The sequence below is a fragment of the Acinetobacter sp. CIP 64.7 genome (assembly GCF_000369745.1).
GTDB classification, from domain to species: Bacteria; Pseudomonadota; Gammaproteobacteria; order Pseudomonadales; family Moraxellaceae; genus Acinetobacter; species Acinetobacter fasciculus.
Genome location: NZ_KB850178.1, coordinates 761,639 through 773,698, shown reverse-complemented (window position 1 = coordinate 773,698; position 12,060 = coordinate 761,639). Strand labels below are relative to the sequence as shown.

The 12,060-nt window shown below is 43.7% G+C and carries 10 protein-coding genes and 1 pseudogene; 5 read left to right on the top strand and 6 right to left on the bottom strand.

Annotated elements, in window-relative coordinates:
- The first annotated feature begins 12 nt into the window (after positions 1 to 12).
- Both F890_RS05945 and F890_RS05940 read left to right on the top strand, forming a co-directional pair.
- Complete coding sequence (locus F890_RS05945; protein ID WP_005266030.1) at positions 13 to 1,656, top strand: nitrite/sulfite reductase; 1,644 nt, start codon at positions 13 to 15, stop codon at positions 1,654 to 1,656.
- Positions 1,649 to 2,134 (top strand): DUF934 domain-containing protein, encoded by a 486-nt coding sequence (locus F890_RS05940; RefSeq protein ID WP_005266029.1) that lies wholly within the window; start codon positions 1,649 to 1,651, stop codon positions 2,132 to 2,134. Before F890_RS05945 ends, F890_RS05940 begins: the two co-directional genes overlap by 8 nt.
- Positions 2,135 to 2,199: 65 nt before the next feature.
- On the opposite strand, the pseudogene F890_RS05935 reads toward F890_RS05940, so the two are convergent.
- A pseudogene (locus F890_RS05935) lies at positions 2,200 to 2,649 on the bottom strand (VOC family protein).
- Between the two features lie 255 nt (positions 2,650 to 2,904).
- Here F890_RS05935 and F890_RS05930 point away from each other — a divergent pair.
- Positions 2,905 to 4,137 carry a transposase gene (locus F890_RS05930; protein ID WP_004730312.1) on the top strand — a complete coding sequence of 411 codons (1,233 nt, stop codon included), beginning with the start codon at positions 2,905 to 2,907 and terminating at the stop codon, positions 4,135 to 4,137.
- Between the two features lie 50 nt (positions 4,138 to 4,187).
- On the opposite strand, the gene F890_RS05925 is transcribed toward F890_RS05930, so the two are convergent.
- Together F890_RS05925 and F890_RS05920 are read right to left on the bottom strand one after the other, a co-directional pair.
- Positions 4,188 to 5,363 (bottom strand): thiolase family protein, encoded by a 1,176-nt coding sequence (locus F890_RS05925; protein ID WP_005266027.1) that lies wholly within the window; start codon positions 5,361 to 5,363, stop codon positions 4,188 to 4,190.
- 111 nt (positions 5,364 to 5,474) lie between these two features.
- Positions 5,475 to 5,996, bottom strand: a complete 522-nt coding sequence (locus F890_RS05920) for a GspH/FimT family pseudopilin (RefSeq protein ID WP_005266025.1) — start codon at positions 5,994 to 5,996, stop codon at positions 5,475 to 5,477.
- 375 nt (positions 5,997 to 6,371) lie between these two features.
- Here F890_RS05920 and omp38 point away from each other — a divergent pair, with 375 nt between their 5' ends.
- Both omp38 and F890_RS05910 read left to right on the top strand, forming a co-directional pair.
- On the top strand, positions 6,372 to 7,421 hold the full coding sequence (gene omp38, locus F890_RS05915) for an outer membrane protein Omp38 (RefSeq protein WP_004645938.1): 1,050 nt from the start codon (positions 6,372 to 6,374) through the stop codon (positions 7,419 to 7,421).
- A gap of 103 nt (positions 7,422 to 7,524) precedes the next feature.
- A complete protein-coding gene (locus F890_RS05910; RefSeq protein WP_005266024.1) occupies positions 7,525 to 8,058 on the top strand; it encodes a cysteine peptidase family C39 domain-containing protein in 534 nt (177 codons plus the stop codon).
- A gap of 52 nt (positions 8,059 to 8,110) precedes the next feature.
- On the opposite strand, the gene F890_RS05905 is transcribed toward F890_RS05910, so the two are convergent.
- The 3 genes from F890_RS05905 to F890_RS05895 form a co-directional block, all read right to left on the bottom strand.
- Positions 8,111 to 9,574, bottom strand: a complete 1,464-nt coding sequence (locus F890_RS05905; protein ID WP_005266022.1) for an amino acid permease — start codon at positions 9,572 to 9,574, stop codon at positions 8,111 to 8,113.
- Positions 9,574 to 10,608 carry a methyltransferase gene (locus F890_RS05900; protein WP_005266021.1) on the bottom strand — a complete coding sequence of 345 codons (1,035 nt, stop codon included), beginning with the start codon at positions 10,606 to 10,608 and terminating at the stop codon, positions 9,574 to 9,576. The genes F890_RS05905 and F890_RS05900 overlap by 1 nt, the downstream gene beginning before the upstream one ends.
- A gap of 66 nt (positions 10,609 to 10,674) precedes the next feature.
- On the bottom strand, positions 10,675 to 12,045 hold the full coding sequence (locus tag F890_RS05895; protein ID WP_004281715.1) for a uracil-xanthine permease family protein: 1,371 nt from the start codon (positions 12,043 to 12,045) through the stop codon (positions 10,675 to 10,677).
- Positions 12,046 to 12,060 lie beyond the last annotated feature (15 nt).

Below are 12,060 nucleotides of genomic sequence, written 5' to 3'. Positions count from 1 at the left end.
TAGCTGTACGCCATGTATTTATATACTGATTTCGATCAGCAACTGATTAATGAACGTGTTGCACAGTTCCGTGACCAAACGGAACGTTATTTAGCCGGTAAACTCACTGAAGATGAGTATCGTCCGCTTCGTCTGCAAAATGGTCTGTACGTACAGCGTTATGCGCCAATGTTACGTATTGCCGTGCCATATGGTTTGATGAACTCAAAACAACTTCGTAAAGTGGCTGATTTGGCAAAAGAATATGACCGTGGCTACGCGCATATTTCGACCCGTCAAAACATCCAGTTTAACTGGCCTGCGCTGGAAAATGTGCCGGATATGCTGGCTGAACTGGCCACTGTGCAAATGCATGCGATTCAGACTTCAGGTAACTGTATCCGTAATACCACGACGGATCAGTATGCCGGTGTGGTTGCAGGTGAAATTGCCGATCCGCGTCCGACTTGTGAATTGATCCGTCAATGGTCAACCTTCCATCCGGAATTTGCCTTCTTGCCACGTAAGTTCAAGATTGCAGTCTCTGCGCTTGAAGAAACCGATCGTGCAGCAACTGCATTCCACGATATCGGTGTGTATATCGTGCGTAATGAAGCAGGCGAAATGGGCTATAAAATCAAAGTCGGTGGTGGTCTCGGCCGTACGCCGGTGATTGGTAGCTTTATTCGTGAATTCTTGCCACGTGAAGACCTGATTGCTTATCTGGAAGCAGTCCTTCGTGTATATAACTTGCATGGTCGTCGCGACAACAAATATAAAGCGCGTATCAAGATTCTGGTAAAAGCTTTAACACCAGCAGTATTTGCCGAGAAAGTTGAAGCTGAATTTGAGCATACGATTAAAACACTGAAAATCGATGCAGACACCTTGGCGAAAATGGATGAGAACTTCACGCCATTCGATTACCAAGATTATGCAGATGAAGATTTCACTGAACTGTTTGCACAATATCCAAAATTCAAACAGTGGTTCAACATTAATACCAATGCACATAAAGTGAAAGGTTATCGCATCGTGACGATTTCACTGAAACGTGCCGGAATTGCACCGGGTGATGTCAGCACCGAAGAAATGAACCTGATTGCAGATCTTGCAGATCAGTACACTTTCGGTGAGCTGCGTACCACGCATGAGCAAAACATTTCCCTGGTCGATGTACCACAAAAAGACTTGTTCGCTGTATGGCAAACCCTTGACCAAAACAACCTGGCACGTGCGCATATCGGTTTCTTGACCGACATCATTTGCTGCCCGGGCGGTGACTTCTGTTCTTTGGCTAATGCGAAATCCATTCCGATTTCTGAAGCAATTTCACGCCGTTTTGATGACCTGGATACGATTTACAATTTAGGCAAACTGGATCTGAATATTTCAGGTTGTATGAATGCTTGTGGCCATCACCACGTTGGTAACATCGGTATTTTAGGTGTAGACAAAAAAGGCGCTGAGTTCTACCAGATTACGCTTGGTGGAAATGCGGATCATGATGCGTCGATTGGTGACATTCTTGGCCCATCATTTGCAGCCGAGGTCGTACCAGATATCGTAGAAGAAATTCTGAATACCTATCTTGACCTGCGTCAGGAAGGTGAAGAGTTTATCGATACTTATCGCCGTGTCGGCATTCAACCATTTAAGGAGCGTGCATATGCTTAATACCGCACTTCAAGTACTCTCTAAAGATGGCACGATTGCAGACAACACATACCAATTAGTTGGTGAAGATGGTGTTTTGCCACAGGGCGATGTGGTTCTGACTGTGGAACAGTTAGACCAGATTGCCAATATATCAGGTAAAAAAGCATTGTACTTAACCGTCGATGCTTCTCCTGAAAACCATGAATTTCCATTAGATCAGCTAGACGCAATCTTTATCGAGTTTGCCGGTTTTAATGATGGCCGTGGTTATTCATTTGCAGCACTTCTTCGCCGTCAGGGTTTCCAGGGTGAACTACGTGCCACCGGTGATGTGTTCAAAGATGTGCTGAATTACATGAAGCGTTCTGGTTTCGACACTTTCGTGATTAAAGAAGGTAAAGATATTCAGGAAGCCGCTGCAGGTTTGAATGATTTCAAAAATCCGTACCAGGCATCAACTGCGGTTGCACAGGCACATTATCAAACAGGTGCTTAATTTAAATTAAGTTGCTGTCAAAAAGCCGGATTGATTCCGGCTTTTTTATATCTTGATAAAAACCTTTAATTTTCTTCAAGTTGACAGTTGATCATCCAGTGAATTCCAAACTGATCGCTAAAGGCAGCATAAAGTGCGCCCCAAAAGGTCTTTTCTAGCGGCATCTCAATTTGACCATTCACCGATAAAGCATCAAAGAGTCGTTGTGCTTCAGCTTGTTCGCTGGCATCTAAGTTAATGGAAATATAGTGGTTATTACCTTGAATGAAAACGGTATTGTTTTGTGCACAAAATTGATCATTCGTATCGGATGCCATCAGTTCTGTAAATTCGTTAATGGGAAGTGAGATATGCAGGATTTTATTTTGATCCGCTTCCGACAGTGTGACACCTTCTTCAGTTGGCATTTCACCATAACGACTCAGACTTGAAAATTCGCCTCCAAAAACTGATTTATAAAAGTTAAAGGCTGCTTCAGCCTAACCTTGGAAATTGAGGTAATGATTCAGTTGCATGGGAGAACTCCCTTTTTATTTTGCTTGCTTTAATCTACGCCACTTTGGGGTATTTTGCGCGAGCAAGCTTTATCAAAATGTAAGCGAAAAAAATCCTCCAGATCAGGAGGATTTTTAACTCCCTCTCCTTATGGGCATAGGTATCTACACAATTCCTGAACTTTGCGTTAAATTGAAGAGCATGCTCTTCAATTTAACATCTCTGGCCTGGATCAGCGTCTTGTCAAGCGCTATAACAGCCTTGTAAAGCTCAATATGAACCCTCTTGCTTCACTTGCTCCGGCAATCAAAGACCTGGCTTCTGCCCAAAAGTCGAGTTTCGCAACCACACAAGCGGTCTGGCGATTCCTGAATAATGACAAAATCTCTTTTAGTCAGTTAAACCAGCCAATTGAACATCTTGCATGTGAACAGATCAAGGCATCACCGCATCAATATGCATTGATTGTTCATGACTGGTCTCAGCTACAGTATGTGAAACACCATCATAAAATTCAGCGCCTGCAAAGAACCCATCAATATGATTCAGGCTATGAATTGCAAAGCAGTCTGCTGGTTGATGCAGCCTCGGGACTACCTATTGCGCCACTGGCGCAGACACTATCAGATGCCTCAGGCTGCTATTCCACATTCAGTCAACACTCTGCTGGGCGCAAATCTCATCTAGATTCACTTACCGAACAAATCAAAGTGATTGAACAATATCCCATTGAGAAAACATGTGTTCATATCATTGATCGTGAAGGTGACTCCATTGCCCACCTAAGGGAAATGAGCAGCCAGGGTTTTAAATGGCTGATTCGGGCGAAAGAAGGCCATCGAATTGAGCATCAGGGCAAAACATGCAAAGTTGCAGAAGCCGCAGAACGAGTAGAAACGCAGCAGGTCCAGCCGATTGCCTATAAAGGAAACCGGCATATGTTGCATGTGGGAGAAACTGCTATCCGGATAACACGTGCAGCAAAACCGAAGAGAAATGACGATTCAGGCCAACGGGTTGCTCCCCAGCCAGGGAGTGCGATTGAAGCCAGATTAATTGTTGCCGTAGTGAAAGATGATCAGGATAAGACCGTCGCAAGATGGTCACTAATCAGCAATGTTCCATCAGAGATTACTACGGTAGAGATGACGACCTGGTATTACTGGCGCTGGACAATTGAATGCTATTTCAAGCTGCTCAAGCAGGCAGGTCATGATATTGAAGCATGGCTTCAGACCAGACCTGAAGCCATTTTAAGGCGGTTACTGATTAGCTGTATGGCTTGTGTTTTAACTTGGCGAATCCAGCGTTCTGAAGATGAACACCATCAGAAAATTCGTGTATTTCTCACCCGTCTTTCAGGTCGGCAGCAGAAAAGAGGTAGGTTGGAAAGTGCACCTGCCTTATTGGCAGGGCTTTCGATTTTACTGAACACTCTTCAACTGCTCTCGGAATATTCAATAGATGAACTCAATGAGATAGCCACAATGGCATTAGGTATCTCATAGATGTGTAGATACCTATGCCTTATGGGAGAGGGATGGGGTGAGGGAAGAGGTTACAGTAATTCAATCGCTACAGCAGTCGCTTCACCACCACCGATACAGAGTGCAGCGATGCCTTTCTTGCCACCCGTACGTTTCAGCGCATGAATCAAAGTCAGGATAATACGTGAACCGGTTGAACCCACAGGATGGCCGAGAGCACATGCACCGCCATTGATGTTGACTTTTTCAGGATCTAGCTTGAACTCATCCATTGGGCACATGGTCACCATGGCAAAGGCTTCATTGATTTCCCAAAGGTCGACATCAGAAGCGGTCCAACCCGTTTTATCTAGCACTTTCTGGATTGCACCGACTGGAGCAATAGTAAACTCAGATGGATGTTGCGAATTCGATGCATAGGCAACAATTTTAGCCAAAGGATTCAACCCTTTTGCTGCTGCATTGTCAGCCGAGGTAATTACTAAAGCTGATGCACCATCTGAAATCGAGCTGGCATTAGCCGCCGTAATCGTACCGTCTTTAGCGAAAGCAGGACGCAAAGTTGGAATTTTATCGATGTTGGCATTGAACGGCTGTTCGTCTTTATCAACGACTACATCACCTTTACGGGTTTTAACTGTTACAGGCACGATTTCATCAGCAAAGTAGCCTTCATTGACCGCAGTTTGCGCACGCTTTAATGAGCGAATCGCAAAATCATCCATCTGCTCGCGGGTATAACCTTTGGTATTTGCCATATCTTGGGCAAATGAACCCATCAAGCGACCTGTTTCAGCATCTTCCAAGCCATCCAGAAACATATGGTCCTTGATTTCACCGTGACCCATACGGAAACCGCCACGTGCTTTTGGCAATACATAAGGAGCATTGGTCATGGATTCCATGCCACCTGCAACCACGATATTTGCAGAACCGGCTTTAATCATATCTGCAGCTTGCATGACGGCTTTCATGCCTGAACCACATAATTTATTAATGGTTACAGCGCCAGTAGAATCTGGAAGACCAGCTTGACGCATGGCTTGACGTGCAGGGCCCTGCTTTAAACCTGCCGGAAGGACACAACCCATAATGACTTCTTCAATATCTTCTGGTTGCAGACCCGCACGGGCAATTGCTTCTTTAATGGTGACCGCACCGAGTTCTGGCGCAGTTACACTGGCAAGACTCCCCTGAAAGCCACCCATGGCTGTACGTGCACCATTGACAATTAGGATGTCAGTCATTGTTCTCTCTCCGTATGAGTTTTAATCAATTTTTTCAAACTTAAGCAGTATATTGAAAAAAACTCAGGATTGAAGCGTTAATCGCAGCGAAGCATAAACTGGATAGTTCTGTTAGCAAGACGAGAGGCTTTCAATCCGGATATGCCCCATTTTGCTGAGTACAATTCGCTGTTGGCTAGAAAGATGGGTAGAACAATAATAAAAACTACCATTTGAACCAATCGGCAAGGCAGTGTGCGCTTGATAAGTGACACTCGATAAACTTAAAGCTCCTCGCCAACTTAAGTTACCGTATTTGAGGTTCAGTGCATCAATATGTAAAATTTGTTCGCCTGTATCGACTTGTCGGTTTTTATTTTTATCAATAAAGACCAGTATATTTTTATTCCATTGATTGGGTTGACAGCTGAGTGAGTCCTGGCTGGGGCAGATCACAATATTCTGGTGAAACACAGCAGCCTGACTGCGTGCATAACGATTAACCGCAGATAATTTGATTGGAATCTGTTTGGCTTCCTGTCTGGAACGATACTCATGGAAGTACGGTAGAGCGATACTGGCTAAAATTGCAATCATTGCAATACAGATAATGAGCTCAACAAAAGTGAAGCCTGTTGTTATTTTTTTATACATAGAGTTACCTGATTTATATATTATTTTTATGAGGAATATGTTATTAATTATGCGTTTTTTATGCTTTGTGGAGCCGAGTAATCAGTCCTTACTTAAGTTTCAAGAAAGTGATTAAAAAATAATTGGCAATCACCATAGGGTATTCAGAATAAAAAATTGAGTAAAAAGTTACCGAATTACAACGGAAATTGTAAGTAATTTTGTCAATAATTTACTTGATTAAATTAATCAAGCACTTGGAAAAATAATAAAGTGTTTGTATGATGCCATGTGAATAGCTTAAGAATAAAACTGGGGTAATAAAAAGCCTATCTCAGGATGGCCTATTGCGGGCTTGAGCTTGAACAACAATTTTTATCTCTGGAGGATAAATCCATGAAAATGAGTCGTATTGCTTTAGCTATGCTTGTAGCTGCACCTTTTGCTGCTGCAAATGCAGGCGTAACTGTTACTCCGTTGATGTTAGGTTATACATTCCAAGACACCCAGCACAACAATAACGGTAATGATGGCGAACTTACTAGTAGTCCTGAATTACAAGACGATTTATTCGTAGGTGCTGCTATTGGTGTTGAATTAACTCCTTGGTTAGGTTTTGAAGCTGAATATAGCCAAGTAAAGGGCGATGTTGACGGTGCTGCTGAAGGTGCAGAATACAAAGGCCAAAATATTGCAGGTAACTTCTACGCAACTTCTGACGTATTTACTGGTAACTATGACAGCAAAGTGAAGCCATACATGCTTCTAGGTGCGGGGCACTACAAATACGAATTTGAAGGTGTGCCACGCGGTACTCGCGGTAATGAAGAAGAAGGTACTTTAGGTAATGCTGGTGTGGGTGCATTCTGGCACATCAACGATGCCTTAGCGCTACGTACTGAAGCTCGTGGTACTTACCACTTTGACGAAAAATTCTGGAACTACACAGCATTAGCTGGTCTTAATGTTGTTCTAGGTGGTCGTCTGAAACCAGCTGCTCCAGTAGTTGAAGTTGCTCCAGTTGAGCCTGTAACTCCAGTTGCTCCAGCGCCACAAGAGTTGACTGAAGACCTGAACATGGAACTTCGTGTGTTCTTTGATACAAACAAATCAAACATCAAAGATCAATACAAACCAGAAATCGCTAAAGTTGCTGAGAAGCTAGTTGAATATCCAAACGCTACTGCTCGTATCGAAGGTCACACTGACAACACTGGTCCACGTGCACTAAACGAACGTTTATCTCTAGCACGTGCTAACTCTGTTAAATCTTCGCTTGTAAATGAATACAATGTTGATGCATCTCGCTTGTCTACTCAAGGTTTCGCTTGGGATCAACCGATTGCTGACAACAACACTAAAGAAGGTCGTGCTATGAACCGTCGTGTATTCGCGACAATCACTGGTAGCCGTACTGTTTTAGCTGAACAACCAGTTGCTCAATAATTCATTATTGAACACTCATTAAAAAGGCAGCTCTTCGGAGCTGCTTTTTTTATGTCTGTATTTTGACTACACTTAGCCTGTTAAGATGTCGTTGAGTAAAAATATGAGTGTCGAAATTCCTGAAGATTTGCAAAATCTGGAAGCCAATAGCGGAATTTTTGCAATATGGATGATTTTTCATCATTATGGAATTGATTTGAATATTCCTGATTTAACTCAGCTCTGTCAACATGACCCTGAAATGGGAAGCTCCAGTATCGCACTTGCGGTTGCTTTAAAAACACTGGGTTTGGATGTTAATTTTTATACTGAACATGATGCAGATAAACAGCCAATTGAAGTCGATTTCTATCAACAAGCCCATCGCTTAAATATTCCTGTTACAGAACAGCCATTGTCTTATACAGAAATTCAGGAAAATGTAGAAGCAGGACGTTTCGTGATTGTATTTTACGATACCCTAGAAGGTGTGGGTAATCATTCATTAGTTTATGGAATCGATGAAAATGAAATCAGCTTCTTTGATAGCTTTGAGACAATGCCGGCGCATGTGTTTGAGCAGCAACGTCGGGTAGGCGGAATTTGCCAGCAAGTGATTGTGATTGATGATCGCAATTTCGTGATGCGTCATAGTTAATTCAAGAAATAAAAAAATCAGCCCGTAAGCTGATTTTTTAATGAATAATTTTTTATTCCTGATCAAGTTTCATGGGCTGTACATCCATCTCTTGATAAGATACTAGTTTAGTTTTTTTCTTCCATTTGTAGCCGAACCAAATGGCTAGGAATAGCGGAATACTGATATAGGTCGATAACACACCCATCCATTGACCGGACAAAACATCCTGATAGTTCTGTCCAAGGACGACAATCGCACAGAGGATAAACGCAAACCAAGGGGCGAAAGGAAAGAATTTAGCGCGATAAGCCAGATCTTCGAGTTTATATCCTTGTGCCAGATAACCTTTACGGAAACGGTAATGGGAAATGGCAATCCCGAGCCAGACAATAAAGCCACACATCCCTGACATGTTTAGCAGCCAGTTAAAGACTTCCTGTTCACCAAAGAAAGTGGTCAGAAAGCACAGAGCTGCGATTGCAGTCGTGGCATAGAGTGCATTCATTGGCACACCACGCGGGTCCAGACGCGCAAACATTTTAGGTGCACTACCTTTACGCGCCATATCAAACAGCATACGGGTAGATGAATACATGCCCGAATTACCCGCAGATAGAATAGCGGTCAAGATCACCGCATTCATGATACTGGCGGCAAAGGCAAAACCGGCTTTTTCATACAATAAGGTGAATGGCGAAAGCGCAATATTATCTGTTGCAGCGGCCTGTAATAAACGTGGGTCATTATAGGCAATCAAGGTGCCGATAATGAAAATACATACAATATAAAACAGAAGGATACGCCAGAAAATCTGTTTGATGGCCACCGGAATAGTTTTCTTTGGATCTTTTGATTCACCTGCCGCAACACCGACCATTTCGGTACCCTGGAAAGAGAATCCGGCAATCATGGCCACGCCAATTAATGCCTGGAAACCACCGACAAAGGGTGCATCACCAATGCTCCAGTTGGCAAATGCTTCCGCACCCGGGGTGAGCATGATCTTCACGATCATCCAGATTCCGATGATGATAAAGGCAATGATCGCGAGAACTTTCACCAGAGAAAAGAAAAATTCGGATTCGCCAAAGCCTTTTACTGTCAGGGCATTAATCCCGAAAATAATGGCCAGGAAAATGGCGCTCCAGTACACGCCCGGAATATCGGGAAACCAGAATTTCATAATGAACTGAACGGCAACCAGCTCAAAAGCCACGGTAATGGCCCAGTTGTACCAGTAATTCCAACCTAAAGCGAAACCAAAACCACCTTCGACATATTTGGTGCCGTAAGTGAAAAATGCACCTGAGGTCGGATTGTGCGTGGCAAGTTCACCCAAGCTGGTCATCAGGAAATAAATCATGATCCCAATCAGTACATAGGCAAGTAGTGCACCGCCTGGTCCAGCGTTGGCAATAGTCGCACCTGAGGCCAGGAATAGACCTGTACCAATTGATCCACCAATGGCGATCATATTCAGATGACGAGCACCCAGCTTACGCTGCAGCTGCATCGTGTTTTGCGTTTCGCTCATCATGATTCCTTAACATTTTTTTGAGTGCTGGCGAAGAGCACTTTAAAGCCTTGTTGATCTGCTTTTACTGTGCAGCGACCAAAGTTTTGTTCAATCAGGGTCGGGTAGTTCAAGAAACGGTTGGCCACAATCCAAAGCTCACCGCCCGATTTTAAATGACGACGCGAGGTTTTACATAAGGTTTCGCTGGCCGTGTAATCGGTCTCGATTCCCAGATGAAAAGGCGGATTACTGACAATCGCATGCAGGAACAAGGGTGCATCCTCAATGCCTGTAACCGCTTTGATTTCAATTTGTTCAGGAGTAAGCTGATTTTCTTCAAAGGTCATTTGTGTAGAAGCCAGTGCAAAGGCATCAACATCCATGGCAAAAATCCGGTTTTTCGGATTCAACTTTGCCAGATACGCGCTAATCACACCCGCACCACAACCAAAGTCAGCGATTTTACCTGAGGTGACTTGTGACAAATAAGGTAATAGTGTGGCAGTTCCCACATCCAAACGGTTTTGACTAAATACGCCTGGAAGTGCACAAATATTCAGGTCGCCATTTGGTGTCGATACGGTATAGCGCTGTGCCCAGTCTGCAAGTGCTTTTTTCTCGACCGTATGCTCTAGAACCAATTGCCAAAGTTGGCAATGACGTGCGCTGTCAAGTTTGAGTGTTTTACCAAAAGGCTGCAACTGTTTGGCTGCGCGTTCTATCCCGCCTTTCTTTTCACCGACCAGAAAAATACTGCTGCCCGGTTTAAGCTGCGCTGCCACGGTGTGCAGTAAATAATTCAACAGTTCTTTAGACTTGGGTACAAAAATAACCGCCTGATCAAACTCAGCTTCAGGCATCTCTGCACCAAAATGCACATCTGCTTGTTGTGACTGGAAATATTGAAAATCGTTAAAATTCCATGTCCAGACAGCGGGATTGATAGAGGCATCGAATTCAGCGAGCAGATCATCTGTTGGTGCATTAATCAGTAGGATGCGACCCGACAAAAAATCATATTGTCTTAATAAAACTTCGCTTTTAGGATCCATAGGTATCTCTCCAATATAAAGAACACTGCCTAAGCCTGACCTAGACAGTGTTCTTTGGACATGAAATTACTTCTTTGTTTCAGGAAGTACAACATTAAGAATAAGGGCCGCGATACCACCAGTAGCAACGCCTGAGCTAAAGATATTACGGAATAACTCAGGAAGATGCTCAAGAATTTGTGGAACTTGTGCAACACCTAAACCCAGCGCCAGTGAAATCGCAATAATCAGCAGGGCACGACGGTCCAGATGGACACCAGACAGAATGTTAATACCAGATGCTGCGACTGCACCAAACATCACCATCACTGCACCACCCAGTACCGCTTGCGGAACGGCCTGAATAATACCAGCAACTGCAGGCAGCAAACCAAGAATAACCAGCAAAGCAGCAATCCAGATACCGACATAACGACTTGCTACGCCCGTTAACTGGATTACGCCATTATTTTGTGCAAATACGGAACTCGGGAAGGTGTTAAAAATACCGGCAAGGAATGAATTCGCGCCATTTACCAGTACACCGCCTTTAATGCGCTGCATCCATTTTGGACCATCAACTGGCTGGTTGGAAAGCTTTGAAGTCGCAGTGATATCACCAATCGCTTCTAAAGAGGTCACCAGATAGATGAATGCCATCGGAATAAACAGACTCCAGGAGAAGCTTAAACCGAAATGCATTGGGGTTGGAATCTGTACCAGTGGTGCATCTTTCAGACCAGAGAAATCCAGATGGCCCATAAAGCCTGCCAGAACATAACCACAGATCAGGGCGATTAAAATGGCAGAGCTTTTTACCCAGGTAATCCGGATCCGGTTCAGGATAATAATCAACGCCAGGACGGTACAAGACATGATCAGGTTGTCGGCATTGGCAAAAGTTTTATCGCTCATGGCCTGATAACCACCGCCCATGCTGATTAAACCTTCTTTAATTAAGGTTAAACCAATCAGCAGAACCACAATACCGGTGACCAAAGGGGTAATCAGTTTTTTGATCCAAGGCAGAATTTGTGACACGCCCATTTCAATAAATGCACCTGCAATCACCACACCAAAAATAGAAGCCATGACTGCTTCTACAGGTGTGCCTGCAGCCACCATAGCTGAACCAATACCAATAATTGGACCGATGAAGTTAAAGCTGGTTCCTTGGACAATCAGCAGACCGGCACCAAAAGGTCCGACTTTTTTAGACTGTAAAAAAGTCGCGATGCCCGAGATCACCAAGGACATGGATAAAATCATGTTGGTGTCTTCTTTGGAAACACCAAGCGCCAAACAAATCAGCAGACCAGGGGTCACAATCGGGACAATAATTGCCAGTAAGTGCTGGAATGCAGCTAAAAAAGCAATCAGTGGTTTTGGTCGATCTTCCAGACCATATACCAGGTCGAGTTGATCTTTAGAAGGAGGAGATTGATTAAAATCAGACATGTGTCAATGCAAATT